The organism is Candidatus Omnitrophota bacterium, from assembly GCA_040755155.1.
GTDB lineage: Bacteria > Hinthialibacterota > Hinthialibacteria > Hinthialibacterales > Hinthialibacteraceae > JBFMBP01.
In genome coordinates, this window is the sequence record JBFMBP010000002.1 from 4568 (window position 1) to 30661 (window position 26094).

At 52.6% G+C, this 26094-nt stretch carries 26 protein-coding genes and 1 pseudogene; 21 read left to right on the top strand and 6 right to left on the bottom strand.

What is annotated here, in order from left to right:
* Positions 1–229: 229 nt before the first annotated feature.
* Positions 230–1603 (bottom strand): glycine--tRNA ligase, encoded by a 1374-nt coding sequence (locus AB1656_00145; GenBank protein MEW6233770.1) that lies wholly within the window; start codon positions 1601–1603, stop codon positions 230–232.
* A gap of 168 nt (positions 1604–1771) precedes the next feature.
* On the opposite strand from AB1656_00145, the gene AB1656_00150 reads away from it, so the two are divergent.
* From AB1656_00150 to AB1656_00215, 14 genes are all read left to right on the top strand, one after another.
* Positions 1772–2104 (top strand): hypothetical protein, encoded by a 333-nt coding sequence (locus AB1656_00150; GenBank protein MEW6233771.1) that lies wholly within the window; start codon positions 1772–1774, stop codon positions 2102–2104.
* 258 nt (positions 2105–2362) lie between these two features.
* Positions 2363–2809, top strand: a complete 447-nt coding sequence (locus AB1656_00155; GenBank protein ID MEW6233772.1) for a PilZ domain-containing protein — start codon at positions 2363–2365, stop codon at positions 2807–2809.
* Positions 2810–3342: 533 nt separating this feature from the next.
* Positions 3343–3702, top strand: a complete 360-nt coding sequence (locus tag AB1656_00160; protein ID MEW6233773.1) for a hypothetical protein — start codon at positions 3343–3345, stop codon at positions 3700–3702.
* A 19-nt stretch (positions 3703–3721) separates the two neighbouring features.
* A complete protein-coding gene (gene ndhC / locus AB1656_00165) occupies positions 3722–4318 on the top strand; it encodes an NADH-quinone oxidoreductase subunit A (GenBank protein ID MEW6233774.1) in 597 nt (198 codons plus the stop codon).
* A gap of 286 nt (positions 4319–4604) precedes the next feature.
* On the top strand, positions 4605–5141 hold the full coding sequence (locus tag AB1656_00170) for an NADH-quinone oxidoreductase subunit B family protein (protein MEW6233775.1): 537 nt from the start codon (positions 4605–4607) through the stop codon (positions 5139–5141).
* Positions 5142–5148: 7 nt separating this feature from the next.
* Entirely contained in the window at positions 5149–5643 is a 495-nt protein-coding gene (locus AB1656_00175; GenBank protein MEW6233776.1) for an NADH-quinone oxidoreductase subunit C, read from the top strand.
* Positions 5644–5966: 323 nt separating this feature from the next.
* Positions 5967–7109 carry an NADH-quinone oxidoreductase subunit D gene (locus AB1656_00180; protein ID MEW6233777.1) on the top strand — a complete coding sequence of 381 codons (1143 nt, stop codon included), beginning with the start codon at positions 5967–5969 and terminating at the stop codon, positions 7107–7109.
* Positions 7110–8150, top strand: a complete 1041-nt coding sequence (gene nuoH, locus AB1656_00185) for an NADH-quinone oxidoreductase subunit NuoH (protein MEW6233778.1) — start codon at positions 7110–7112, stop codon at positions 8148–8150. It begins immediately after the preceding gene.
* A gap of 11 nt (positions 8151–8161) precedes the next feature.
* Positions 8162–8659 carry an NADH-quinone oxidoreductase subunit I gene (locus tag AB1656_00190; protein ID MEW6233779.1) on the top strand — a complete coding sequence of 166 codons (498 nt, stop codon included), beginning with the start codon at positions 8162–8164 and terminating at the stop codon, positions 8657–8659.
* Entirely contained in the window at positions 8643–9167 is a 525-nt protein-coding gene (locus AB1656_00195; GenBank protein MEW6233780.1) for an NADH-quinone oxidoreductase subunit J, read from the top strand. Before AB1656_00190 ends, AB1656_00195 begins: the two co-directional genes overlap by 17 nt.
* 191 nt (positions 9168–9358) lie before the next feature.
* Complete coding sequence (gene nuoK / locus AB1656_00200) at positions 9359–9670, top strand: NADH-quinone oxidoreductase subunit NuoK (protein MEW6233781.1); 312 nt, start codon at positions 9359–9361, stop codon at positions 9668–9670.
* A gap of 9 nt (positions 9671–9679) precedes the next feature.
* The gene (gene nuoL, locus AB1656_00205) at positions 9680–11686 is read left to right on the top strand and encodes an NADH-quinone oxidoreductase subunit L (protein MEW6233782.1); all 2007 of its coding nucleotides are present in this window, start codon (positions 9680–9682) and stop codon (positions 11684–11686) included.
* 330 nt (positions 11687–12016) lie between these two features.
* Positions 12017–13507: an NADH-quinone oxidoreductase subunit M gene (locus AB1656_00210; protein MEW6233783.1), complete on the top strand. Its 1491-nt coding sequence runs from the start codon at positions 12017–12019 to the stop codon at positions 13505–13507.
* Between the two features lie 6 nt (positions 13508–13513).
* A complete protein-coding gene (locus AB1656_00215; GenBank protein MEW6233784.1) occupies positions 13514–14995 on the top strand; it encodes an NADH-quinone oxidoreductase subunit N in 1482 nt (493 codons plus the stop codon).
* 363 nt (positions 14996–15358) lie between these two features.
* Here the strand turns inward: AB1656_00215 and yihA are convergent, their stop codons facing one another.
* The 5 genes and pseudogenes from yihA to AB1656_00240 form a co-directional block, all read right to left on the bottom strand.
* The gene (gene yihA, locus AB1656_00220) at positions 15359–16030 is read right to left on the bottom strand and encodes a ribosome biogenesis GTP-binding protein YihA/YsxC (GenBank protein MEW6233785.1); all 672 of its coding nucleotides are present in this window, start codon (positions 16028–16030) and stop codon (positions 15359–15361) included.
* The gene (gene murB / locus AB1656_00225) at positions 16024–16983 is read right to left on the bottom strand and encodes a UDP-N-acetylmuramate dehydrogenase (GenBank protein MEW6233786.1); all 960 of its coding nucleotides are present in this window, start codon (positions 16981–16983) and stop codon (positions 16024–16026) included. The genes yihA and murB overlap by 7 nt, the downstream gene beginning before the upstream one ends.
* Positions 16959–17531, bottom strand: a complete 573-nt coding sequence (locus AB1656_00230; GenBank protein ID MEW6233787.1) for a hypothetical protein — start codon at positions 17529–17531, stop codon at positions 16959–16961. Before AB1656_00230 ends, murB begins: the two co-directional genes overlap by 25 nt.
* A gap of 225 nt (positions 17532–17756) precedes the next feature.
* Positions 17757–18350 carry an adenylate kinase gene (locus AB1656_00235; protein ID MEW6233788.1) on the bottom strand — a complete coding sequence of 198 codons (594 nt, stop codon included), beginning with the start codon at positions 18348–18350 and terminating at the stop codon, positions 17757–17759.
* Between the two features lie 275 nt (positions 18351–18625).
* Positions 18626–18721, bottom strand: a pseudogene (locus AB1656_00240) (hypothetical protein).
* A gap of 184 nt (positions 18722–18905) precedes the next feature.
* Between AB1656_00240 and AB1656_00245 the strand changes: the two are divergent.
* The 7 genes from AB1656_00245 (at position 18906) to AB1656_00275 (ending at position 26077) form a co-directional block, all read left to right on the top strand.
* Entirely contained in the window at positions 18906–19220 is a 315-nt protein-coding gene (locus tag AB1656_00245; protein ID MEW6233789.1) for an SUMF1/EgtB/PvdO family nonheme iron enzyme, read from the top strand.
* Positions 19221–19710: 490 nt separating this feature from the next.
* Positions 19711–20178, top strand: a complete 468-nt coding sequence (locus AB1656_00250) for an Rrf2 family transcriptional regulator (GenBank protein MEW6233790.1) — start codon at positions 19711–19713, stop codon at positions 20176–20178.
* Between the two features lie 19 nt (positions 20179–20197).
* Positions 20198–22105, top strand: a complete 1908-nt coding sequence (locus AB1656_00255; protein MEW6233791.1) for an FAD-dependent oxidoreductase — start codon at positions 20198–20200, stop codon at positions 22103–22105.
* Positions 22090–22560 (top strand): ubiquinol-cytochrome c reductase iron-sulfur subunit, encoded by a 471-nt coding sequence (locus AB1656_00260; protein ID MEW6233792.1) that lies wholly within the window; start codon positions 22090–22092, stop codon positions 22558–22560. The genes AB1656_00255 and AB1656_00260 overlap by 16 nt, the downstream gene beginning before the upstream one ends.
* Positions 22561–22572: 12 nt before the next feature.
* Positions 22573–24120 (top strand): cytochrome b N-terminal domain-containing protein, encoded by a 1548-nt coding sequence (locus tag AB1656_00265; protein ID MEW6233793.1) that lies wholly within the window; start codon positions 22573–22575, stop codon positions 24118–24120.
* Between the two features lie 10 nt (positions 24121–24130).
* On the top strand, positions 24131–24565 hold the full coding sequence (locus AB1656_00270) for a hypothetical protein (protein MEW6233794.1): 435 nt from the start codon (positions 24131–24133) through the stop codon (positions 24563–24565).
* A 15-nt stretch (positions 24566–24580) separates the two neighbouring features.
* Positions 24581–26077: a c-type cytochrome gene (locus tag AB1656_00275; GenBank protein MEW6233795.1), complete on the top strand. Its 1497-nt coding sequence runs from the start codon at positions 24581–24583 to the stop codon at positions 26075–26077.
* Positions 26078–26094: the final 17 nt, after the last annotated feature.

Below are 26094 nucleotides of genomic sequence, written 5' to 3' on the forward strand. Positions count from 1 at the left end.
CCGAGCATTCCGCCTTTAAGGAAAGATCGGCGGCTTACATCAGGTTTTCGATTCCACATAACCATCCTCCAGTAAAAAATTGGGATTTTTTAAGTTTGTCCTCGTATAGGATACAGAAGTTCCTTTTTTAACGTAATTTGAATCATCCTGCGGGGAGAAAATCAAAGGCAAGCTTCGCCATGCCTTTGCCACCCGTCTCTCCGTCTCAAAGTCTCCCAGTCCCAAAGTCTCAAAGTCTCAAAGTAGACATTTCTTTCAATTGATCTGCGACCGCCTGATGGATGTTGTCCACTCCTACGCGGATTTGCTTCATGGAATCGCGGTTGCGAAGAGTGACGGCGTGGTCAATGATGGAATCGAAATCGACCGTGATGCATAAGGGCGTGCCGATTTCATCCTGACGGCGGTAGCGCTTGCCGATGTTGCCGGTTTCGTCGTAAGCCGTGCGATAGGGGCCGCGCAGATCGGCTTCGATTTTGCGCGCCATTTCGATTTGATCGGGCTTTTTGAACAGAGGAAAAACGGCGATGGCGACCGGCGACACTTTGGGCGAAAAGCGCAGAACCAGCCGTTCTTCCAGCTCGCCCTTATCGTTGGGCGCTTGATCGACGTCATAGGCGTCGCTGAGAAGCGTTAGGACGGTGCGATCCACGCCCGCCGAGGATTCGATAACCCAGGGGATGTATTTTTCGCCGGTGAGGTCGTCGCGGTAGGAGAGGTCTTTCTTGGAAAACTCGCTATGGCGCTTGAGATCGAAGTCGGTGCGGTTGGCGATGCCTTCCAGCTCGTTCCAGCCCATCGGAAACTTATATTCCACGTCGTAGCAATCGTCGGCGTAATGGGCCAGTTCGTCGGGATCGTGTTGGCGCATACGGATGTTTTGCTCGCGTACGCCGATTGAGAGATACCAGTTGCGGCGCTGTTCCAGCCAGTATTCGAACCACTTTTTGCCTTCGCTGGGATGAACGAAAAATTCCAACTCCATCTGTTCGAATTCGCGCTGGCGGAAGATGAAGGATTTCGTGGTGATTTCGTTGCGGAAGGATTTTCCGATCTGGGCGATGCCGAAAGGTACGCGCTGGCGAGTAACCGTTTGCACGTTTTTGAAATTGGGGAATATGGTTTGGCAGGTTTCCGGGCGCAAGTAGGTGATGTTGCCGGAATCGTCCACGGGTCCCCAGTGGAGTTTAAACATTAAGTTGAAGTCGCGCGGCTCTGTCAATTCGCCGCCGCATTCCTTAGGCGACTTGCTGGGCTTGAGGGGGCAGCGCTCCTCGTCCAGCTTATCGGCGCGGAAGCGGCAGCCGCAGGTTTTGCAGTCCACCAGCGGATCGTGGAAGCCTTCCACGTGGCCGGACGCTTCCCATACGCGCGGATGCGTTGTAACCGCTCCGTCCATGCCCACAACGTTTTCGCGGTTGGTGACCACGTCCTGCCACCAGAGCTGCTTGACGTTGTTCTTCAATTCCACGCCCAACGGGCCGTAATCCCAAGAGGCGGCGAATCCGCCGTAAATTTCGCTGGAGGGGAAAACGAATCCCCGGCGCTTGCACAGCGAAACGATGTCGTTGAGCGTCAATTGGGCGGATGCGGCGTCAGTCATGGAACAGTCCTTCTTTCCTTTTTCTGCTTGAGGATTGCCGTCTCAGGCCGATAAAAATAGAGTACCGGCGCCGGAGGCGGCGGCCGATATCGCACGGGACGAATAGAATGCAAAATTCATTTTGCGGTATAATATAATAGCCCTTGACGCCTACAAAGAGGAAGAAGGATGGAAAATAAGCGGCTTCAAGAAGAATTGGAACTGCTTTTCGGGGAAGAGACGGTGAAAATGGCGGTGCTGCAAGAAATGCTCGCTCGCCGGTATATCGCCAATAATCCCATAAAAATCCGAAAAGCGTTGGAACGCTTCCAACGGCTGAAGAAAATCGAGCAGCAAAAAGAATTCACCGCGGCGTTCGATAAAGAGATGGCCAGAGCCTTTATCTGCGCCATGCTGTGCGGCTCCGCTTCCCAAGCCGTTTTAGACCTCGCCGCCCGCGCGATCGAGGACAAACTCGCCGGACGGGCGGTTTTAGGGGGGAAGATCATTCAAAAGAAATGATGAGTGATGAATGATGAATGATGAGCCTCCCTAACCGAGGAAAGGCTCTCGGCGAATGCAGGAAGAAAAACCCTGTCGCCCCGCCGTTGAAACGGGCTATTGTCGTTTGCCCCTTTGAAGGGGCATTTGAAAATAGCCCTGCCTTTCAAGGCTGGGATGACTTGCCTTTGCCACCACGCCTTCAGGGATAAAAATTCATCATTCATCATTCATCATTCATCATTCATCATTCATCATTCATCATTTAGGAAAGAAAACATGTTCTGGCGAAAAACGACTTCTCCCCCAATTAAGAATCCGCAGAAGAAGAACGGCTTATCTCTCGTAAAGCCTTCGCCGCGTCCCCGGTTGCAACGCTCCAACCGCATCGACTTGAAAGTTCCTTGCTATCTGTTGGTGGAGGAGGAGGATTATCTGCTGCAAACCACAACCATCAACGTCAGCAAAACGGGGATGCTGGTGCGCACTCTCGATCCTCTGAAAACCGGCCAGGAAGTGATCTGCCTGCTGTCCAACCATACGAATTTGAATAAAGTGCTTGTTCGCTGCAACAAATATCAAATGAAGGGAAAGATCGTGCGCGTCGTCAAAGAGGAAGCGCTCTACCAAATGGCGATTCAAATCACTCTAGGCCGAGTGGATCCCGATTCGTTTCTGGAAGGAGCGCACTTCGACAAACACTGGTGGACGCGCAGCTGGCAGTAAGATGGAATGATGAATGATGAATGATGAATGATGACGGGGTGGCAAAGGCAAGACGAAGTCTGCCTTTGATCGATTCCTCAAGGGCAGACTGAAACCTAGCCCTGCCGCCCCGCCGTTGAAACGGCGGGCTTTTTTCGTTTGCCCCTTTAAAGGGGCATTTAAAAATAGCCCAGCCTTTAAAGGCTGGGATGACGACGGGATGACGGGGCGGCAAGGCAAGACAAAGTCTGCCTTTGTTCGATCCCTCAAGGGCAGACTGAAACCATGCCCTGCCGCCCCGCCAACACGCGCTATCGTCCTATCCTGCTCATCCTTTAATCACGAGCATCCTGATTCGGACTTTTTTTCTTTTTGCCTTCCATGAATTATCATTAATTTAAGAGTCACTTTTCTATATAATTCCCTCTTGTTACTTGAAAAGATTAAAGATATATTGTATATCTTTCAAGAATTGGCCAGGGAATACTGGGCGAAGCCGGATTTTACGCTCTTTTTCTCTATTGAAATTTTTGGCGAAGCGGAGAAATGATATAATGACCAGAGCGCAGATGGAAGAAAAGAATAAAAACCGCTTTTACCGGGATGGAGTTCCCTATTTCGGCGACTTCGAGGTCGTCGTTTCGCAACTGTTCGGCAAAGGAAAGCCGCTTAGCCCTTATTTGCAAGCCACTCTGGATTTAATGAGAAGCATTCACGATCATTTGGCCGATTGCAACGCCATTCTAGGAAAAACGGAGGCGCTGGTCGAAGAAGCCCGCGAACAAAAAAAGTCTCCCGAAGAGATCGAGAAATTGGTCTCGCTATGCCGGGATTTGCAAAACGTACAAACCCATCTTTCCAACGCCGTAGTGCGATGCACAAACCAAATCGTCGACGAAATATTCCCCCGATGAAGGCGATGGCGGCGTCTGGATGCGCCGATTCCAATTTCATCAAATCGTCAATATCCCCTTGAATCCGGTTGGAGGACATGCTAGCTTTAAACTAGCCTGGCATGAAAAGAGAATGCTGGGCGATCTTTTTGTTATTGATTCCTTCGATTTTGAAGGAGGGTATAGGGCGTCAATGATTGCTGAATTGCCGATGCCGGCTCATTACTTCGCTGTTCTTGTCTTTTTTTTCGCCGCTATTGTTTTTATTGCGGTTTCACTTATTCTCCCCCGGCTGTTCCGGCCCATCAATCCATATCCGGAAAAACTGAGCGGATACGAATGCGGGGAAAGACCGATCGGAACCCCTTGGATTCGTTTCAACATCCGCTTCTATATCATCGCCATCCTTTTCATCATCTTCGACGTGGAAGTACTATTCGTCGTTCCTTGGGCGGTAGTCTTCAAGAAATTGCTCCACGATCCAGATGTGGGGATGATGGTTTTTTATGAGATGTTCGCTTTTTTGCTGGTTTTGGGAATAGGATTGATCTATTGTTGGGCGAAAGGCCACTTGGAATGGGTGTTTCGCGGAAGACGATCGAAGACGGGACTGCGTTCCGTCTCTCCGCAATCTTAAATCTGTGGTAGAGGGCGACTCCAATGGAAAACCATGTAGATGCTATTAATAAATCGATTTCGTTGTTTCCTTTGTTGGATGTGTTTTTGTGTATTGGAATCATATGCGCGATAGGGGCATTTCTCTGGTTTAAAGGCGGATTTACCATCTCTCCAAAACGGTAGCCGCCAAAATCTAAACGTCTTTCCATTGTTTTCATGGCTAAAACTTATATATTCCTCAATGGGGTATATAAGCATGAGGATTATGGGGGATATCCCTGCGCAGCTGCGGAAGGAGTCCTATTGTGGGATATCTTCAGGGGAAGTTCGAAGAGAACTTCATCGTAACCAGCGTCGATTCGCTATTCAATTGGGCGCGGTTGTCGTCAGTCTGGCCGATGACTTTCGGCTTGGCGTGCTGCGCCATCGAGATGATGCACACGGGCGCCTGCCGGTTCGATCTCGACCGATTCGGCATGGGCGTTTTCCGCGCTTCTCCCCGCCAGTCGGATTTGATGATCGTAGCCGGGACCGTTACGTACAAGATGGCCAGGCGCATCGAGCTGCTTTACCATCAAATGCCCGATCCGAAATGGGTGCTGGCGATGGGCAGTTGCGCCATCGGCGGTGGGCCGTACCATGAATTCGGCTACCACGTGGTGAAGGGCGTCGATCTCTATATTCCCGTCGATGTTTATGTGCCTGGCTGCCCTCCCCGTCCCGAAACTTTGCTGGCGGGGTTGATCGAGTTGCAGCAGAAAATCCGCCAGGACCGGACGTTGCGGAAAAAAGAAGCGATTATTTCTCCCGCTCAGCCCGCTTCGGAAGCGGCGGCGGTTTGAGGAGATTATGGAACATCTGGCCATCTTTGCATTGCTGCGTGAGACTTTCGGCGAAGAGAAAATTCTCGAACACGTCATTACCGGCGACGAAAAAAAAGGCTTGCGCGATCCCTTCATTCTCGCGCGAACGGACGCGCTGCCCGAAATCTGCCTTTTTTTGCGGGACGATCCGCGGACGGCTTGCGAAACCCTTCATTGCATAAGCGCCGTGGAATGGCCGGAATATTTCGAAAGCGTCTATCATCTCCGCTCGATGCAATATCGGCATTGGGCTATCCTGAAAGTTCGCGCCGCCAAGGACGATCCCCGCGTTCCCTCCGTCGCTTCCGTATGGCCCGCCGCCGATTGGCTGGAACGGGAATGCTACGACCTGATGGGGATCGTTTACGAAGGCCATCCCAATTTGAAGCGCATCCTCCTTGACGAAGCATGGGAAGGCCATCCCTTGCGGAAAGATTACGTTATGCCAACGCATGAGCATTTGCGGGAATTGGGATTTTGATTTTTATAGGTATATGTCGGGTGGTCGGGTGGCAAGGGCAAGGTTGTTTCTGCCCTTGATTAATCCCTTCGACTTATGGGTAAAGATCAGCCCAATAGCAGAGGGAATGGAATGGCATGATAAGAGAGGTTCTTGCAAGAATGATATAATTTTCTTTTCAATTCTCCCCCCAATCTGGGGGGGAGTTAGAGGGGGGTTGATTTTGTTAGACTTATCTCAACCCCCTCCTAACCTCCCCCAAGCTTGGGGGAGGAATAAAGGAATTTTGCAAAAGGCTCAAGAGAATATAAAATCGGCAAATTAGTTTCGAGGCTATTTAGAATATGATTACCGCCGCTCAACCGAAACCGCTGAAAGGCGAGCCTCTCGTCATCCACATGGGGCCGCAGCACCCCAGCACCCACGGCGTTTTACAGGTGATGCTGCATACGGACGGCGAAATCGTCGAGAGAGCCGAGCCGCGCATTGGTTTTCTGCACCGTTGCAAAGAGAAAATCGGCGAATGCGTCGGTTACGACGCCTATGTTCCCTATACTGATCGCATGGATTACCTTTCGGCCATGAACACCAATTGGGCGTGGGCCGCCTGTGTGGAAAAACTCACGGGCATCGAAAGTCCGGAGCGGGCGGAATATATCCGCGTATTTGTCGCCGAATTCAACCGCATCGCCAGCCATCTCGTATTTCAAGGAACGTACGGCATCGACCTGGGGGCGTTTACGCCCTTTTTGCTTACCTTCCGGGAGCGGGAACAGGTGCTGGATATTTTGGAAGAACTTTCCGGCGGGCGGCTGTGCTTCGGCTACGTGCGCATCGGCGGCGTAGCGGCGGATATGACGCCCCGCGCGATGGACTTGGCGAAGAAATTTCTCAAACAGTTCCGCTCCAAATTGGACAACCTAAATGAACTTTTAAGTTACAACCAGATTTTTATCCGGCGCACCGCCAATATCGGCGTCTTGACCAAAGAAAAAGCCATCGCTTACGGCGTTACCGGCCCCATGTTGCGGGCGGCGGGCGTGGATTGGGATTTGCGGCGGGATATGCCCTATTCCATATACAACCGTTTCCAGTTCGATATTCCCGTGGGGCAGGGCTTGAAAGGAACCACCGGTGATTGCTGGGACCGGTATAAGGTGCGGGTGCAGGAGATGTACGAGAGTACGCGCATCCTCGAACAGGTCATCGAAGGCTTCCCCGAAGGGGGAGAATATACAGCCAAGGTTTCCAAAGCGCTGCGTCCGCCCAAGGGGGGAGAGACGTACGTCGCCCAGGAATGCCCGCGCGGCGAAGTGGCTTTCTACATCATCAGCGACGGCAGCGGCAAACCGCACCGCCTCAAAGTGCGGGGACCGTCTTTCTGCAATATGAGCGTCTTCGAAGAACTAACGCGAAATATGCTGGTGGCGGATTTGGTATCGACATTAGGGACGATGGACATCGTTTTGGGAGAAGTGGACCGCTAAATGCTCTATCTCATCAATCTATTTCAAGAATATTCCCTGTTGAAAGCGATGCCGGAATGGCTGCAATATCTGCTGGCGGCGGGTCTGTGCGCCGTCGCGGCGATCGCGATGGTGGCGGTCATCGGCATCGTGGCCGTTTATGCGGAGCGGAAAGTTTCCGCGCACATGCAGGCGCGCATGGGGCCGATGCACGTCGGCTGGCACGGCATTCTGCAAACCGCCGCCGACGGGCTGAAATTGTTCATCAAAGAAGACATTATCCCAGCGATGGCGGATAAATGGCTGTTCATCCTCGCGCCCGGCCTAGTATTCAGCGGCGCGTTGATCTCGTGGGCGGTGCTGCCTTTGGGGCCAAAATGGGTTCCCGCGGATTTGAATATCGGGATATTGTACCTGCTGGCGACCTCATCCATCGTGGCCATCGGCATTATCATGGCGGGTTGGTCTTCGCATAATAAATGGTCGTTGTACGGAGCGATGAGAACCTCGGCGCAATTTCTGAGTTACGAAGTTCCGACCGCTTTGCATATCCTGCCGCCGGTCATGCTGGCGAGTTCGCTGCGGCTGGGAACGGTGGTGCAGGCGCAGGCGGGGGGCGTGTGGAACTGGTACGTTTGGAATCCGTTCTGCCTGATCGCCTTTATCGCTTACTACGTCTCGTCGTTGGCGGAAACCAACCGGCTGCCCTTCGATTTGCCGGAGTCGGAATCGGAACTAGTGGCCGGCGTCCATACGGAATATTCGGGCATGAGGTATGCTTTATTTTACATGGCTGAATACGCCGATCTATTCATCGTATCGGCAATCGGCGCCCTCCTGTTTTTGGGAGGATGGTACGGTCCCTTTGGCCTCGAGCATTGGTCGATCTATATTGTCAAAGTTTCGGCGTTGATGTTCGTCGCGATGTGGCTGCGGTGGACGCTGCCGAGGCTGCGCATCGATCAGCTGATGGGCGTATGTTGGAAATTCCTGATTCCGTTGGGATTGATCAACATCGTCGCACTTAGCTATTGGATCGCTTTGATGGAAAGGGCCAAGTAGGAGAGGTTATCATGGCCATTTTGAGCGATATTTTTTCGGGCTTTTTTACCACCATGAAAGGGATGGCGGTTACGGGCAAGGAATTATTCCGCAAGCCCGTCACTCTTTTGTATCCCTACAAGAAAAGAGAAATCCCCGAACGGTTCCGGGGAACGCTGGTCAACGACGTCAACGACTGCACGGCTTGCAACGCTTGCTCACGCATCTGTCCGGTGAATTGCTTCGAGATCGAGGGAGAAGGAAAAGGCAAGAACCGCAAGCCGACCCTGTTTGCCATCGATTACGTCAAGTGCTGCTGGTGCGCGCTATGCGTGGAGGCGTGCCCGCAAGACTGCCTCACCATGTCGCACGATTACGAAACCGTCTTTACGGATCGCTCGCTAATGAAGCGCGATTTCGTGAAAGATCCCTATAAGCCCATCGTTCCCAGAGAAGAAAAATCCGCCGCTTCCAAAGAATCCGAAGAAGCGAAAGAGGAGGGAAAAGAAGCCAGTGTCCTTACTGCCTAGCATGCTTTTTTACATCTTAGCGATCGTCGTCATCGTCTCGGCCGCCTATACCGCCTTTTCTTCCCGATTGGTTCACGCCGCCTTTTCTCTTTTATTCACGTTTTTCGGACTTGCTTGCCTGTACGTTCTCCTGGGCGCCGATTTCGTCGGCTTGTCCCAGGTGATTATTTACGTCGGCGGCATTTTGGCGCTGCTGCTCTTCGGCGTGATGCTGACGGGCCGCGAATCGGCGGAAGCGCCAAAACAGACGATGCAGTTGAAATGGGGCGCGGCTTTTCTCGCGGTTCTGGCGGCGGCGCTGATTCCCCTGGCGATGACGGCGCCCTGGCAAATTATGGAGAATCCGGAAAGCAAAACGCTGGCGTCCACTATCTCTCCGGTGGGCGAATTGCTTTTGACGAAATACCTTCTTCCTTTCGAAGCAGCTTCGCTGTTGTTATTGATTGCGTTGATCGGCGCAGTAGTAATTGCGCGCGGAGAACCGAAAAAAGTGATGAATGATGAATGATGAATGATGAATGATGAATGATGAATGATGAATCCCCCTTATTGAGGGAAAATTTAGGTGAATGCGGATTATAAAAAATTGATAGGTCAAACGTCGCGATCCATCCTACGATCTACACAATACATAATTTTGAATTTTTTTTCATCATTCATCATTCATCACTCATCATTTAAAACATGGAGCGGACGGGCATGAGCGTAGGGATCGAACATTATTTGGTGGTATCCATCATTCTTTTTCTGTTGGGCGTATTCATCGTAACCACCCGGCGGAATGGAATCCGCGTGCTGATGGGGATCGAACTGATCCTTAACGCCGCCAATCTCAACCTGATCGCCTTCAACCGGTATTCGCCGAGTACAAGCGCCAATGGCAGCGTCTTCGCCGTCTTCGTGATTATCTTAGCGGCGGCGGAAGCGGCGGTGGCTTTGGCCATCGTGCTGGCGATTTATCAACAGTTTTCCACGGTTCACCTGGAAGAAATTTCTTCGATGAAGCACTGAGAGGCTGGCATGGAGATTTACGAAATTCTCGCTTGGGCGATCATCGGCTTGCCGCTGGCGTCTTTCGGTTTGCAACTCGCTTTCGGCAAGCGCCTTCCCCGGCAGGGCGATTGGCTGCCGACGGGAGCGATCTGGCTGGCGTTGATTCTGGGAATCGTCCTTTTTGCGAAGGTCATCGTCCTGGAATACGATCCGAACTTTTTAAGAGAGTATTCCTATCTCTGGTTCGGCGGCGCGGGGATGATGGAATTCCGTTTCGGATTCCACATCGACAACCTGACGGCTGTTATGATTATGGTCGTGAACATCGTCAGCGCCCTAGTGCATCTCTTCTCCATCGGCTACATGCGCGGGGAAGATTGCTACGACCGCTATTTCGCCTACCTCAGCCTGTTCAGCTTTTCCATGTTGCTATTGGTGCTTTGCGACAATCTTTTCATACTTTATATCACCTGGGAACTGGTTGGAGTCTCGTCTTATTTGCTAATCGGCTTTTTCTTCTGGAAAACCTCGGCGGCCAATGCCTGCATGAAGGCGTTTTTAACCACCCGCGTCGGCGACGTGTTCATGTTTCTCGGCATCATGATTGTTGTAAGAGAAACCGGCCTTCTCAATTATACTAAGGTCTTTGAAGCTGTGGCGCATGGGCAATTGAACGGGACGCTGCTGACCATCGCCGCCGTCTGCCTTTTCGGCGGGGCGGTAGGCAAGTCGGCGCAATTCCCGCTGCACGTATGGCTTCCGGACGCCATGGAAGGCCCTACGCCCGTCAGCGCCTTGATTCACGCGGCGACAATGGTCGCGGCGGGCGTCTATATGGTCGGGCGGCTGTTTCCCATTTTTTCCGCTTCGCATGAAGCGATGTTGGTGATCGCCTATATCGGCCTTATCACCGCCTTCTTCGCCGCTACCATCGCCATAACGCAAACGGATATCAAGCGCGTTCTCGCCTACTCCACCGTCAGCCAGCTGGGCTATATGATTACAGCGCTTGGCGTGGGGGCTTTTACGGCGGGATTGTATCACCTGATGACGCACGCTTTCTTCAAGGCGCTGCTCTTTCTCGGCAGCGGCAGCGTCATCCACGCTGTGCACTCGCAAGAGTTGCCGGAAATGGGCGGATTGAGAAAGAAACTGCCCATCACCTGGGCGACCATGCTTATCGCCACGCTGGCCATATCGGGAGTGCCTTTCTTTTCCGGCTTCGGCAGCAAAGACGCCATCTTGGGGGGCGCCTTGGCGTTTGGGATGGAGAATCCAGCCCACATGCCCATCTTCATCGGTTTGTGGCTGGCCGCCGGAGTGACGGCGTTTTATATGTTCCGATTGATCTTTTTGACGTTTTACGGCGAAGCCCGCGTTCCCGAAAAATACGCTCATGCCCACGAATCGCCGTCCGTCATGACGATTCCGTTGATTACGCTGGCCGTTCTTTCCGTTCTCGGCGGTTTCGGGCTGTACGGCGGCTTGTGGTTCAACCACCTGGTCGTTGCGCCAGGAGCGGCTCATGCGGCGGAGCATGGCGGCGGACATAGCGAGCATCTGGCGCATAATCTCGCCATGGTTCTATCCATCGTAATAGCGTTCAGCGGCATCTTTCTTTCTTATCTGGTCTATTACAAGAAAAAGATATCCGCCGAAGCGTGGGCGGCCAAGTTGCGGCCTCTTTACGATCTATCTTTTCATAAATATTGGGTGGACGAATTTTACGATAAGACCGTCATCCGCTTCTTGCTCTGGATGCGCATGGTCTTAGCCCGCTTCGACAATAACGTCGTCGACGGCTTGGTGAATATTACGGGGCCGGGGCTGCGCGGGACGTCGACATTCTCCGGCGCATGGGACAAATACGTCGTCGATGGGCTGGTCAACCTGCTGGCGATTCTGACGCAAATCGCGGGCGCCGCTAGCACGTTGATTCAGAGCGGCGTCATTCAAAATTATATTCTGAAAGCCAGCCTCGCCGCCGGCGTTGTTCTTTTGCTGCACAATTACATCATCCGGCTGTTCGCCTAGGATTTATTTCATATGAAATTATTCCCTCGCCCTCTGGGAGAGGGTTAGGGTGAGGGGGCTTTTTTAATAATGAGGCTCTTGCAAAATTAATAAAATCCGCTTTTAAATTCTCCCCCCAAGCTTGGGGGGAGTTAGAGGGGGGTTGATTATATTAGACTTAAAGCAACCCCCTCCTAACCTCCCCCAAGCATGGGGGTGGAATTATGGAGTTTTGCATGAGGCTCTAATGTAACTATTAAAAAATCAAGTGAAATTGACCACTAGTTCCAGGAACGAACTACGTTCCTCAAACATAGATAATGACGACGATCCAATAGGGAGACGCGAAGCATGAATCCGCCGAATCATTTGCTTTCATGGATAATTTTTTGGCCGCTGATCGGCATGGGGATCATTTTGCTCATTCCGGGCCGGGCGAAATTGTTCATCAAACAAATCGCCTTTCTTTTCACGATTCCATCGCTGTTGCTGGGCGTAAAGATGTTGATGGACTACGATCCGGCGGGAGGAATGCAGTTCACGGCCAATGTCCCCTGGATCGATAATTTCAACATATTCTATTACGTCGGGGTGGACGGTTTGAGCGTTCCCATGGTCTTTTTGACGGTGATGCTCTGTCCGATCTGCATCCTCGCCTCCTGGGGCATCAACGACCGCGCCAAGGGATATTTCGCCCTTTTCCTTTTGTTGGAAGTGGGAATGTTGGGCGTCTTTTGTGCGCTGGATTTCTTCCTCTTCTACGTCTTTTGGGAATTGATGCTGCTGCCAATGTATTTCCTCATCGGCATTTGGGGCGGCCCGCGCAAGGAATATGCGGCGATCAAGTTCTTCCTCTATACGCTCTTCGGCAGCGTTTTTCTCCTCATCGCCATGATCGTGTTTTATATCTATACGGGATCGTTCGACCTCGTCGCTCTGCGCGAAAAGATCGGGGCGTCGGAACTGGCGAATGCGCTGCGGTTGAAATGGTGGCTGTTTTTGGGCATGTACGTCGCCTTCGCCATCAAGATTCCAGCCTTCCCGTTCCATACATGGCTTCCCGACGCCCACGTGGAAGCGCCGACGGCCATCAGCGTCATTCTGGCGGGCATTCTGCTGAAGATGGGAACCTACGGCCTGTTGCGGATCAGTTACCCATTGATGCCAGCGGAAGCCGTGGATTTCGCGTTATTCATCGCCATCATTGCTCTCATCAATATCGTTTACGGGGCCTTGTGCGCCATGGCGCAGAGCGATTTGAAGAAACTCGTCGCCTATTCCAGCATCAGCCATATGGGCTTCGTCATGCTGGGGATGGCGGCGATGACGCCGGAAGGAATGAACGGGGCGGTGTTGCAGATGTTCAATCACGGAACCATCACTGCCATGCTCTTCCTCCTGGTTGGCGTTATTTACGATCGCGCCCATCACCGCGACATCGACGGATTCGGCGGACTAGCGAAGAACGTTCCTATGTACGCAGGGATTACCTGCGTTGCCTTTTTCGCTTCGCTGGGTTTGCCGGGGCTTTCGGGATTTATCGGCGAAGCGCTGGTTTTCCTGGGTTCTTTCCCGGTATACCTTTGGATTACGGTGCTGGCCACGTCGGGAATCGTCATCACGGCGGCCTATACGCTATGGACGTATCAGCGCATATTCTTGGGGCCATTGAATCAAAAGTACGCCGATCTTCCCGATTGCACGCTGCGCGAGAAATTCACGCTGATCCCGCTAGCGTGCTTCGTCGTTGTTTTGGGAATTTTCCCCAAACTGATTATCGACTTTTTCAATCCCACCATGCAACAATTGGTCAAGATGCTTGATGTCATAAAGAAGGGGTAGCGCTTCATGGGCAATGTAGAGAGCCTGGCTTATTTCATCCCGGAACTTATCCTCTCCGTCGCCGTTCTATTGGCAATCTTAGCGGACGTGTTCGGCTCGGAACGGGAAGGCTTGGACGCGCCCGGCGTCATCGCTTTGGTTGGAACCGGGCTGGCCTTCTATTTTCATTTCGGCCTTTACAACCTGGCGCCGAGTCCGTTGTTCATGGGGATGATTGCCCATGACATGTTCTCCGCTTTTTTCCGGGGATTCTTCCTGCTGAGCACGCTCGTCGTCATCGTAATGACGATATACAGCCATGAGGTTTTGTATCTCAAGAAGGGCGAATTCTACGCCATTCTTCTTTCCGTGTGCATCGGCATGTGCCTCGTCGCCGCGGCGCAGGATTTGGTAATGATGTACCTGGCGCTGGAACTGATGAGCATCGGCTCCTATATCCTTTCCGGCTTTTCCAGCAAGGTGGGAAAATCCGACGAAGCGGCGGTGAAGTTCGTGCTCTATGGCGGCGTATCCACCGGCATCATGCTTTTCGGATTGACGCTGCTTTACGGTTTGACCGGCTCCACCAGTTTTTCCGCTATCCGCGGGATTTTGGCGGGCGCACAGGGCGTGGAACCCGCGGTTTATACGATTTTCGTTTTGGTCATGGTAGGCGCGGGATATAAGATCGCGGCGGTTCCGTTTCATTTTTGGGCGCCGGACGTCTACGAAGGCGCTCCTGCTCCGGTTACGGCGTATCTTTCCGTCGCCTCGAAGGGAACCGGCTTCGCGCTGTTGATCCGCTTCTTCTTCTCGACGATGATCGCTCCCGGAGACGGCGGCGCCAGTTGGATCGAATTGCCCAATCTTCATATCGACTGGACGTTTCATATCGCGCTGCTTTCCGCCATTACCATGACGGCGGGCAACCTGGGAGCCATTCCGCAGAACAATCTCAAGCGCCTGCTGGCTTTTTCCGGCATCGCTCACGCGGGGTATCTATTGATGGGCGTTTGCGTCCTGAGCGCCCAAGGAATGGAGTCCGTCGTCTTTTATCTCGTCGCTTATCTCTTCACCAACCTGGCCGCCTTCTCGGTGATTGTCATCATCGTCAACGCGCAAGGCGACGAAAGAATGGCTGACGTGCGGGGATTGTGGGCTAGAGCGCCATATACGGCCATCGCCATGACGATCGCGCTGATTTCTCTGATCGGGCTCCCGCCCACGGCGGGCTTTGTCGGAAAATGGTATCTCTTCATCGCCGTATTGAATAAAAACCTATATTGGCTGGCGCTGATCGCCGTCCTGAATTCCGTAGTTTCCCTCTATTATTACGCCCGCATCATCCGCGCGATGTTCATGGATTCCCCCTCCATTGCCCAGCCCATGCGCGTACATCCCGTCTACGCAGGACTGCTCGCGGCGCTTACCATTCCCGTCGTCTACTTCGGCCTCTTCTGGGATCCCCTCGTCCGCTACGCCAAGATGTGCGCTTCGCTGATAAAATAGAATTTTGCAAGTGACTCTATATTGATTGACATTGTTTTTGTCGTAACAGTTTGCCCGTTTGAAGAGAAATCCTTGTTTTTTAAGCCCTGAAAGGGCGAAATAAGATAGCCCAGGCCAACGGCCTGGGAACTGGATCAACAAAAACCTTAAGCCATGAAAGGGCGGAATTCCTCAATACTTGTGGGTAAAGATCAGGCCGAGGATAGGGGGTCGGCGATTGCGGGAAGATAAGCAGGATGGGTTGTGTTTTTGATCCTTCATATTTCTTTGTAGGAGAAATCAATGGGTCAAACGACGCGACCCATCATTCGATTCGATATGTTTTTTTATAGATATGGCGGGGCTTGCTTCGCTCGAACCGCCCTACGATTTTCGCAGCGTCTCGGAAGAGGCGCCGAGGATCACGTCGTGCAAGGCTTGCAGGATTTCGCGCGCGCCGGTTTTTTTTAGGGTGGATGTTGCGAGGCATGGTTCTTCTTTTTGCAAATGCAGCGAGTGAACAATCCGGCTTCGCGATTGCGCCAGTTGCGACGAGCTCAGTTTATCGGCTTTGGTCAAGATGGTGATGGAGGGGATTTTTTGATGCGCAATCCATTCGCGCATCTGTTTGTCGAGGGCGGTAGGTTCATGGCGGCAATCGATGAGGTGAATGATGGCCGCCAGCGGACGCCATTCGAGAAATTCTTGCAGAGTGCGCGCCCATTGTTGCTGGGAGGCTTTATCGATTTTCGCATAGCCGTATCCCGGCAAGTCCACCAGGTGTAGATGGACGGAATCCGGATCGAGCGCAAGATGGAAGAAATTAATTAGCCGAGTCTTCCCCGGCGTATTGGAGGTTTTGGCCAGATGGCGCCGGTTGCAGATATGATTGATGAGGCTGGATTTGCCCACGTTCGAGCGTCCTGCGATGGCGACTTCGGGATACGTGAGAGGCGGGCAGGCTTTCAAATTGGGAGCGCTGACGACGAATTCCGCCGTTGCGATGCGGATGGAATCGGCGGACGTAGAGGACGAACGCGGGGCATCGTCTAGCATAAGTATTGCACTTCCTTTTCCAAAATCACGCCGAAGCGTTGCTTGACTCGCGCGGCCATCGCATCGGCCAACTCATTCACCTGCGCCGCCGTGGCGCGGCCGTGATTGACGATAATATTGGCGTGCTTAGGGAAGACGCCCGCGTCGCCGACGCGCAGTTGTTTGGCCCCCGCTTCGTCGAGGTATTTGCCCGCCGGGATGCGGCGTCCGCCCGGTTCGGCGGGGGGCAGATTCTTGAAGAAAGAGCCGGCCGAGGGCAAATCTTCGCCGGGGTGTTTTTCTTTCCGTTCTTGTTTGATGCGTTGCGTCTCTAGCAACAAATCGCCGGGGGATGAGGGAACGAACGGCCCCATCTTCGCTTGCAGGACGATATCGCCGCGCCGGCGCGCCTGGCTGTCGCGGTAATCGACGCCCAATTCCGCGGTTGTCAAAGCGGCCAGGGAGCCGTCCTTGCGCAACACATCGGCTTGAAGCAGATACTCGCAGACCAGATGCCCGAAGGCGCCCGCGCCTCCCGCCAAGGCGCCGCCCAACGAGCCGGGAATGCCCGCTGCGAAGGTCATATCGCCCCAGCCGCGGCGCGAGGCTTCCATAACGAAATCGTCCAGGCCGCAGCCGCCCGCCGCCCAGGCGGCGTAATCTTCTCCCCACTCGATGCGGCGAGTTTTGTTGATGACGACGAGTCCCTGCAATCCGGCGTCGGCGATCAAGACGTTGGAGCATCCGGCCAGGAAATAGAAAGGAATCTCCAAATCCAAGGCCAGGCGGCGCGCATCAATAATCTGCTCGCAGGCATCCGCTTCCAGAAGATATTGGGCGGGGCCGCCGATTTTCAGCGTCGTATAAGGGGCTAAGGGAACGCCGCAGGCCAATCGTCCAGCGAAGCGGCGGCGCAGAGCGTTTTCCGCCGATTCGTCCGCCGCGCTGCTTATTCGAGTTTGATTTCCAGCCACGAGTTCATCAACTTGTCTTCGCCTTTGAGAATCAATCCCGGCGGCGTTTTTTTGACCTCCGCGACCAGAACGTCCAAGGCGGCGCTATCCAGTTTCAAATCGCTGAAGGCGAATTGGACGACGGAGACGGCCGTTCCCGTAATCATCAAGGGGATGGGAACTTTAAAATCTTTGCTTTTGACGTTTAGCCACGAGGGATAGACGAGCTCCCCGACGGCTTTTGTCTGTTTGCGGATGAGGAGATGATAATCTTTCTTGGTGAGTTCGAACGTCTCCCTCTCCGGCATACTTTCCACGGCGGCGAAGATCGCCTTGATGTCGAAGCCATCCTCTTTGGCTTCGTCGATATACTTTTGGGGAATAGCGTTGACGATGGCTTTCACCAGCGAGAGGGGCGCCGTGGCTTCGCCCGTAACCGGCGAGGCGGATTTGATCTCGTCGAAAGCGATTTGCACCCATGTGATTTTATCGCCGTTGGCGGCGTCGGCGGCGCCATGAATAGCTCCATACAGCAAGGCGGTTATGGCGAAACGAAGCATCGCGCGCATGGCGGATCCCTCCCCGTTTCTTTCTTCTTTTAGGAATCGTCGCGAAAACGATCGCAGCTTGACTCTAATTCCAAATGCGCCGCCGATCAAGAAAAATCTGCGTTTTGCCAGCGGGGACGATGCCGCATCCCCACCTTATTCGTACTTTAAACTCTTTCTCTCGCCCTTCGGGAGAGGGCTAGGGTGAGGGGGCTTTCGTAACTGGACCTATCCCCTCAATAAGCATTACATCTTTTTCACGATGGGCGCCAGGCGCACGTAAATTTCTTCGATGGTTCCGGTTCCGTCCACGTTGATCAGCAGCTGGCGTTGGGCGTAATAATCTTCGAGGGGCTGGGTTTTTTGCCGCCAGACTTTCATGCGTTCGCGAATGACCTCTTCGTTGTCGTCCGCCCGTTGCGCGCCTTCCGTAGCGCGATTCAATAGGCGCTTGACGAGCATCTCTTCCGGCACGGCCAGGTTGACCATGCCTGTGAAGCGCAGGTTGAGGGTGGAAAGCAGGCCGTCCAGCATTTCCGCCTGGCCGACGGTGCGGGGAAAGCCGTCGAGAATGACGCCCGCAATCTTGCCCGCCGCCTGCAACTTAGCGCCCAGTTCCGTCTGCACCATCTCTTTGATGACGTCGTCGGGCACCAATTCGCCCCGATTCATCAAATCCTGAGCCTTGAGCGCCGCCGGATCCTTCTTGGCGATGGCGTCGCGGAAAATATCCCCCGAGCTGACGTGAAGATAGCCGAGGCGTTCTTTAAGCAACTGCGCCTGCGTTCCTTTGCCTGCGCCGGGAGCGCCAAGCAAGCAAAAAGCGGGAAGGGTTTCCATGAAAGCGTTCTCCTTATTTATATTTACCTGATTTCATTAATCTTAAAATAATCACAAAATCATCCAAGTCAACAATTCATCTTACTTTTAACCATGCAATCTCAAACGTTTTCGTTTCCTGTTCAGTCTGGTTGAACTTCCCACGATAGCGGTATTCCTTGCGATTATCTGCATGGCTAAATTCGCCGCCAACTAAGTCCTGGCTGAATAGTTTACCGCCTTTGAACACATAGGCCAAGATACGTTCGTAAAGATCACAATTCTTTTAGCCGTTTTCATACTGAAGACTGATTCCCGCGCCGGTCAACATTCCCTTTCGTGAAGTTACTCGCTTCCTTCCCATAGCGTTCGACCGCCCTTGTCTCAGGAGTATCGACGCCGAGCTATCTCAATTCCATCGAACGGCGGGAGAAGGAATGATGAATCCTTTGTTACTACATCCTCCTTTAGAAAAATCAATAGATATTTATTGGGATTGTGATAAAATATCTCAATTTTATCGTTAGCGGCGTTATTTCGAACAAACGCAGATATGGCTTGAATAGGTGAAACTATATGAAAAAATTATGCGCGCTCCTTGTTCTTCTAGTCGGCGCGCTTCCTTGTCTGGCTTTGGAGGAAATCACGATTAACCTTCCCAACCTCCCCCAAGGCGCCAAGCCGTTGGAGATGGCGCTCATCCCTACGGGGACATTTATGATGGGATTGCCGGAGATTGAACAGGATCGGGATTCCAATGAAGGTCCGCAACATCACGTAACCATTACGCAGCTGTTTTATATTGGGAAATATGAAGTTACACAAGCGCAATGGCCAGCGGTGATGGGCAGCAATCCAGCGGTAATTTATGGATTATCCTTTTCCGGGTAAACCTTCCGATGGCGGTTCCAGGGCAGTTTGGGATCGGTATTTGCCAGGTTGATTACTTTATCGCCGTAGACAATCTCCTCCGGTCCCATCGGTTTGGGGTATTTCCGCCCATTGGAAGCTCGTGAGGGGTCGACCAAGCCTTGTCTAAACTGTTTGTGGATCAATCGATTGATATCTGGAACTCCATGTGCTCCAGAGCGTACCGGAGATAAGATTTGCCAGCGCTCGGATTGTTCAGCGGAACCGAAGTTGAAAAACCGCATTCCCTTTCAATCTATACCACCAAGACTTTGATCGAATTATAGAATATCATCCAGATATTCCAAGCCGGCGCTTGGTTTTCTTAAACCGCTAGACTTGTTGCTGACATTCCACAAAAAGAAAGGGACAGGTTCCCGTTTTTTTGAATATTCTTCGAAGTCTGCTTGACACGAGAAAAAGATTTTGGTAAAAAGATAATTAAGATAAATATTGTCTTAATTATGAGAAAATGCTTAATCAAACAACCGAAACAGCAATTAAGGTACTGATTTATCTCGTATTGAAGAACGGGATTACGCCTATATCGCCAAAAAATCTTGCAGATGAGTTATCTGAGTCGCCTTCTTACCTGGCAAAAATAACCGGCCTTTTGGTCAAAGCGGGGATTTTGCGAGCCTTTAGGGGAATGAGTGGAGGGGTAATCCTGCATCAAAAGCCTGGAGACATCACCTTACTGGATATTGTTGAGGTTTGTCAGGGGAAGATATTGGGAAATTACTGTCAAGAAACCGATCAGGTTCATATAGTTTGCGCGTATCACCAGGCCATGTATCAGATACATGAAGCTACGACAGCCATTCTAAAGCAATGGACACTGGCGGATTTGGCGGCCAATCCGGTTCACTCGTTTCCCCATTCCGAAAATATGATATGCCGAATGATGGGAGTATGCCCCAAATCACTGCGAAAATTGTAGCCGGAGCGTGAAATGGAACATGAATAATTGTTTTCCTGGCGTGGTAAAAGCCGCAAATTTTGGTTATTGGCGAGAGCAGATCAAATGCCAATATGCTTGCCCCGTCCACACGGATGCGCGGGGGTATATACGCGCTATAGCCGATGGAAACGATGAGTTGGCTTACTTGATCGCGCGAGGACCTAATCCACTGGCGTCCATTTGCGGGAAAATCTGCGGTGCGCCGTGCGAAAAAGCCTGCCGCCGGGGGGACTATGACGCCCCTATATCCATCCGACGGTTAAAAAATTATGTTTGCGAGCAATACGGTCCCGAATCAGGGCGGAGGGAATCCGGCTCGTTAATTGAGTTTCTGAAGACAGCGGCGCGGAAATACGCACCTCGGCAATGCCAGGACCGGGATGAATTATTGCCTCTATTGCAATCCCTTATGCAAGGGAATATCGAATCGGTCGAAAACATGAGCGTGGGAGTGATCGGCAGCGGGCCGGCAGGATTGGCGGCTGCGCACGATCTGGCGCTGTATGGATTCCAGGTCGTAATTTACGAAATGGAGCCGGTATTGGCGGGAATGCTGGCGGTCGGCGTACCGGAGTATCGATTGCCGCGCCAAGCGATTCAGGCCGAAGTGGATGTAATTCTGGGGATGGGAGTTCAAGCGATTACGAACTGCCAGATTGGAAAAGATATTTTATTTCCGGAATTGCGCCGAAAACATAACGCGGTGGTTATTGCCGTTGGCGCAAAGCGTTCCCGTTCCATTCCGATTCCGGGCGCGGATGCTGCGGGAGTGATTGGCGGGGTGGAATTCTTGCGGGATGCGTCGCTGGGAAATGCTCCGGCGTTGGGTGACCGGGTGGTCGTGATCGGAGGGGGGAATGTGGCCTACGATGTCGGACGAACCGTCCTGCGGCAGATATCGATGGACGCCGCACGCACTGCCCGCCGTACAAGCGGTGTTCGGGATGTCTATTTGTGTTCCTTGGAGTCGTTGGAGGAAATGCCTGCGGATGATATTGAGATCATCGAAGGGGATGAGGAGGGCATCCATCGAAGAAACAGTCTGGGGCCGATGGAAATCCATTCCGGCGGGGATGGCCAGGTAACCGGAGTCAAATTCAAGCGATGTTTGAGGGTGTATAACGAAGAACGCCGATTCGATCCCCGGTTCGATGAAAATGAAACTACGGTGATTCCCTGCGACAATGTGATTGTATCAATTGGTCAGACCTTTGATTTATCGTTTCTGAATGCCGAACGGGACCGGCTTGAATTTCATCCTAATGGGGCAGTCGTTTGCGACCCGGAAACTGGCCGCACCAACTGTCCGGATGTCTATATTGCAGGGGACCTGGCTTACGGCGCCAAGTTGTTGATACACGCCGTAGCATCGGGCAAAGCCGCCGCTCGTTCGATTTATGAATCAGTAACCGGCAGGAAAGCGTCCCTGCGCCAGACCGAATTGCATTTTCCTTTAACGCACTACTACCGAGAAGAAGGGTACGAAAAACAAAAACGTATAGAACCGCCTAAAACCGATGTTGCGCAGCGATTGCAATCTCTATCCAACCTTGTGGAATGCCGTTATACGGAGGAACAAGCCCGAAGAGAAGCCGGACGCTGCCTGGATTGCGGGATCAATACCATATTCGACGGAACAAAATGCATATTGTGCGGGGGATGCGTGGATGTTTGTCCGGAGCTATGCCTACGGATAGTTTCCGTTTCCCTGCTCGTCAATCAAGTTGAGTTGCAGCCGCTATTCGAAGCGCATATGCAGGATTTTCCCCTCGACCAGGCATCCGCCATTTTGAAAGACGAAACGCGATGCATCCGTTGCGCCTTGTGCGCCGAACGTTGTCCGACCGGCGCCATTACAATGGAGCGATTTCATTTTGAGGTGATGCCAATATGCCTGACCGCTTAGCCCCAAGACCACTGCCGCGTAGAGACTGGCTAGGACTCGCTGGATTCTGGTCGGCGGGACTCGCCATTCTAGGTTCCATTGCTGGCATGGCGCAGCTGCCCAAACCGCGAGTGACGCCGGAAGCCTCCAGCAAAGTCCGAATCGGCAATCCATCCGAATTTATGCCCGGCAGTGAAAAGATACTTTCCCAAAACAATTTACGCGTAGTATCCACATCGCAGGGAATCGCAGCGATGTCTTTGGCGTGTACGCATCTGGGGTGCATCGTCCAGCCGTCCCAGGATGGGTACATCTGTCCCTGTCATGGATCCGAATTCGATCCGAACGGCAATGTGACCGGAGGACCGGCGCCGCGTCCATTGAAATGGATACAGGTTTCCCAGGCGGCCGATGGCGAGCTGATCGTGGATATGGCAGTGGAAGTGCAGGCTGGACAATTTTATCAAATCGTATAGGAGAACGTATCGATGGCTAGTGAGGGAATGAATGCGTTTTGGGAAAATATCAAAACATTGCCTCGGACTTTCCGGCAGGCCGTATTCCGGCACGATGCGCCGACATCAGATAGGACGCGTTCTCAGGCGGTCTTCGCGAATTTCTTTCTGCATATCCATTCCGCCCGAGTCCATCCCCATTCCTTGAAACTTACTACCACCTGGGGGCTGGGCGTTTCGCTGATTGCGCAGTTTGTTATTTTGTCGGTAACCGGGATTCTATTGATGGTCTATTACAAACCTTCCGTCGATATGGCGTACACGTCCATGAAGGACATTCACTATGTAGTTCCCACCGGGCGCTTCATTCGGAACATCCATCGCTGGGCAGCCCATCTCATGGTGATCACCGTCATTCTGCATATGGCGCGCGTTTTTTTCACCTCCGCCTATAAGTCTCCAAGAGAATTCAACTGGTTGATCGGCATGATTCTGTTTGTCTTGACGCTCGCGTTGTCGTTTACAGGATACTTGCTGCCGTGGGACCAACTTGCATACTGGGCGATTACCATAGGCGCCAACATCGCCGCATCGCCCAATGAACTGGTCCATGCGCTGGGGCTGCCAACTGCCTTCAATGTCGGCGATATTCAAAAAGAACTTCTCCTAGGCGCATCCACCGTGGGACAGGATGCTTTGATCCGCTTTTACATGCTTCATGTGATGTTGTTGCCTATAGCGTTGACCATGCTTGCGGGCGTTCACATTTGGCGTATCCGCAAAGATGGCGGTTTGGCCCGGCCAGAGGGAACACCCTTGCCAATGGGGAAAGGAGTCGGAACGGAAATCCCAACCTACCAAAATCCCCAAACTGCGACCAGCAAAACGTACGGTTTGATGTGCCTGGTTCGAGATAAATCCCCTCAAACTGATGTCAATCCAGACGAAACGGCGCCCAGCTGGCCTTATCTGCTTCGTGCGGAACTGCTGGTATTCATGGTTACGATGCTAGTGTGCGTTTTATTGGGCATGTTGTTTGATGCGCCATTGACGGAACCGGCCAATCCTAACGTCCCGGAGAATCCAGCCAAAGCGCCTTGGTATTTTCTGGGATTGCAGGAAATGGTCTCGTATTCCGCATTCGTCGGAGGGATAGTCATTCCGTCAATCGCGATATTGGGATTGATTCTGATCCCGTTTCTCGACCGCGAAGACGAGCGTAAAGGCATCTGGTTCAGCAGCAGCCGGGGAAAGCGGATAGCGGCGCTTTCAGTCTGGGTGGGCGCGCTGTGCGCGGCGGCCTGCGTTGCCTTTCCTGTTACGTTCGGCTGGTTGCGGAACTGGTTTCCCTCCATTCCTCAAATCATCATCATCGCGGTCAATCCCGGCAGTATTTTAACCGTCCTGTATATGGCTTGGTCGCTTTATATCCTGTATACAAGCCAGTCGACCCGCTTAAGCGCCATTGCGCTTTTTACCTGTTTTTTGGTTGGCTTCGTCATTCTGACTTATGTGGGTACGTATCTGCGCGGTCCCAATTGGAACTTTTACTGGAGCCAGTCGCAATGGCCGGCCCATTAAGGAATCCATCATGAAAATCCGAATTCAAGATCATAGCGTTCGGTTTCGCATTTCCCTTCAGGAGGCAAAAATCCTCTTGCGGGAAGGACGCATTGAGTCTCGGACAGAAACTTTCTCGAAGATCGCGAAACAATGTTCTGGCCGGTTTGCGTATGGGATCAAACGATTGGAGAACGAACTGGAAAGCCGTTGTGAAATCCTTCCGGGTTCGATCTGGATATTGCTGTCCCAACGGGATTGCCAGCGGCTGAACGATCCAACAATAGAAGGAATTTATTTGCAGGAAGAAACAGAGTTGGACAAAGGAACAGTTCACCGGTTCATGGCGTTTGTGGAAAAAGACCGTCCGTCAACGAAATGCGACAAACCCGAACTGTGGATTTACGACCATCGCTCCAACGCAACGATTCCAATCCTCAAGCCTGAGGAAGTGGATGCGCAATGAATTAAGGTTATCCCAATGCCTGTTGAAACGATAAATCGAATCGATCGAACCGTAAAACTATGGCTTCTGATCGTCAGCGCGCTGACTCTGATAGCGTTATTGACAGCCGCGCTGAAAGAAAATGCGTTTGCTCCTTGGAAACTCTTGCGAATGCGGTATGCATCCCTCCTGGAGCAGAAAGCCGAGGATGAGCGCGGGCGGGCCATTGCGGATCAATTCGAAATCCGCATTGTACAAAATTATGTTCCCGCGTTGGAAGCGGCGGACCGTTGCATGACCTGCCATCCTGGGATCGACGATCCCCGCATGAAAAACGAAGTCCAACCCTACCGAACCCATCCAGGAGAATATTTATCCCATCATCCCGCCGAACAGTTTGGTTGTACCGTCTGCCACAGGGGACAAGGCCGGGCATTGGTATTTGAGGAAGCTAAAGCCGTCGGCTACCACTGGGATTATCCACTGCTGCCCAACAATCTGGCCCAGTCCTCCTGCGGGCTATGCCATGCGGCGGATGAAGTTCAAGAGCGGGGAGGAGAAAAATACGCCCATGGAAAAGACTTGTTTGAATCGAAAGGCTGCTATTCCTGCCACAAATTGCATGGGCGGGGCGGGAATATGGGGCCGGAACTTGATTCCGTAGGGCTGAAAATCAGGCAAGTGCTCCCAATGGCGCATGTAGAAGGGCCGCATACGTTGCCGCAATGGCTGATCGAGCATTTTGAGGATCCGCAGAAAATCGTCGTCGGCAGCCAAATGAAGCCGTCCCAGTTGAGCCGCGAAGAGATTGTCGCGCTAACAATCTACATGCTGTCGCTTCAAGAAGACCGGGACATCCCTCGTACATATCTGACGGCAGGCAAGATGTTGGAACTGTACAAGCAAGAGCATCCCGATCCTGCCAGCGGAAAAGACTTGTACGACCGGTATTGCGCGGTCTGCCATGATACAGGCGAGTATACGCGATACGATTCGTTTTACGAAAAATTTTTCCCGGCGATTCGAGGCGTCTCTTACGCCCAGATCGCATCGGCGGATTATATCAAAGAGAATATCCGCCTGGGCCATCCGGGGACACTTATGCCGGCCTGGGGGCCGGCGGCCGGCGGGTTAACGGAAGAAGAAACGGATCGAATTGCAACCTATTTGCTGGACGTCGAGATTCCGCCGCATGTAAGGATGGAGACTCGAATGGTTCAAGGAGCCCAGGATCCGTCATTGGATATCAGGGGCGATATCGCACGCGGGGGCATACTGTTCAACAAGCATTGCGCGGCATGCCATTTGAGCGGTCTGGCGCCGGATCTGTTCAATGCGGCGTTTCAACGGACCGCGACGGATGGATTTGTTTTTACCACCATCCTCAAAGGCCGCATCAACACGCCCATGCCGGGATTTATGGCGCCGAATGGCGGCGGCCTGGCGCCGGACGATATTTCCGATTTAACCGACTTCATCTTGAATGCCAATCCGAAGCCGGCGCAAGCGAACCTATCGATGGCAGGCCAGTAAACCAGAGAGGCAAGACG

Bases quoted from the DNA above. Each gene is read 5' to 3' on its own strand.
- AB1656_00145 (MEW6233770.1), bottom strand. From the start codon at position 1,603: ATGACTGACGCCGCATCCGCCCAATTGACGCTCAACGACATCGTTTCG.
- AB1656_00150 (MEW6233771.1), top strand. From the start codon at position 1,772: ATGGAAAATAAGCGGCTTCAAGAAGAATTGGAACTGCTTTTCGGGGAA.
- AB1656_00155 (MEW6233772.1), top strand. From the start codon at position 2,363: ATGTTCTGGCGAAAAACGACTTCTCCCCCAATTAAGAATCCGCAGAAG.
- AB1656_00160 (MEW6233773.1), top strand. From the start codon at position 3,343: ATGACCAGAGCGCAGATGGAAGAAAAGAATAAAAACCGCTTTTACCGG.
- ndhC (MEW6233774.1), top strand. From the start codon at position 3,722: ATGCGCCGATTCCAATTTCATCAAATCGTCAATATCCCCTTGAATCCG.
- AB1656_00175 (MEW6233776.1), top strand. From the start codon at position 5,149: ATGGAACATCTGGCCATCTTTGCATTGCTGCGTGAGACTTTCGGCGAA.
- AB1656_00180 (MEW6233777.1), top strand. From the start codon at position 5,967: ATGATTACCGCCGCTCAACCGAAACCGCTGAAAGGCGAGCCTCTCGTC.
- nuoH (MEW6233778.1), top strand. From the start codon at position 7,110: ATGCTCTATCTCATCAATCTATTTCAAGAATATTCCCTGTTGAAAGCG.
- AB1656_00190 (MEW6233779.1), top strand. From the start codon at position 8,162: ATGGCCATTTTGAGCGATATTTTTTCGGGCTTTTTTACCACCATGAAA.
- nuoK (MEW6233781.1), top strand. From the start codon at position 9,359: ATGAGCGTAGGGATCGAACATTATTTGGTGGTATCCATCATTCTTTTT.
- nuoL (MEW6233782.1), top strand. From the start codon at position 9,680: ATGGAGATTTACGAAATTCTCGCTTGGGCGATCATCGGCTTGCCGCTG.
- AB1656_00210 (MEW6233783.1), top strand. From the start codon at position 12,017: ATGAATCCGCCGAATCATTTGCTTTCATGGATAATTTTTTGGCCGCTG.
- AB1656_00215 (MEW6233784.1), top strand. From the start codon at position 13,514: ATGGGCAATGTAGAGAGCCTGGCTTATTTCATCCCGGAACTTATCCTC.
- yihA (MEW6233785.1), bottom strand. From the start codon at position 16,030: ATGCTAGACGATGCCCCGCGTTCGTCCTCTACGTCCGCCGATTCCATC.
- AB1656_00230 (MEW6233787.1), bottom strand. From the start codon at position 17,531: ATGCGCGCGATGCTTCGTTTCGCCATAACCGCCTTGCTGTATGGAGCT.
- AB1656_00235 (MEW6233788.1), bottom strand. From the start codon at position 18,350: ATGGAAACCCTTCCCGCTTTTTGCTTGCTTGGCGCTCCCGGCGCAGGC.
- AB1656_00245 (MEW6233789.1), top strand. From the start codon at position 18,906: ATGAAAAAATTATGCGCGCTCCTTGTTCTTCTAGTCGGCGCGCTTCCT.
- AB1656_00250 (MEW6233790.1), top strand. From the start codon at position 19,711: ATGCTTAATCAAACAACCGAAACAGCAATTAAGGTACTGATTTATCTC.
- AB1656_00255 (MEW6233791.1), top strand. From the start codon at position 20,198: ATGAATAATTGTTTTCCTGGCGTGGTAAAAGCCGCAAATTTTGGTTAT.
- AB1656_00260 (MEW6233792.1), top strand. From the start codon at position 22,090: ATGCCTGACCGCTTAGCCCCAAGACCACTGCCGCGTAGAGACTGGCTA.
- AB1656_00265 (MEW6233793.1), top strand. From the start codon at position 22,573: ATGGCTAGTGAGGGAATGAATGCGTTTTGGGAAAATATCAAAACATTG.
- AB1656_00270 (MEW6233794.1), top strand. From the start codon at position 24,131: ATGAAAATCCGAATTCAAGATCATAGCGTTCGGTTTCGCATTTCCCTT.
- AB1656_00275 (MEW6233795.1), top strand. From the start codon at position 24,581: ATGCCTGTTGAAACGATAAATCGAATCGATCGAACCGTAAAACTATGG.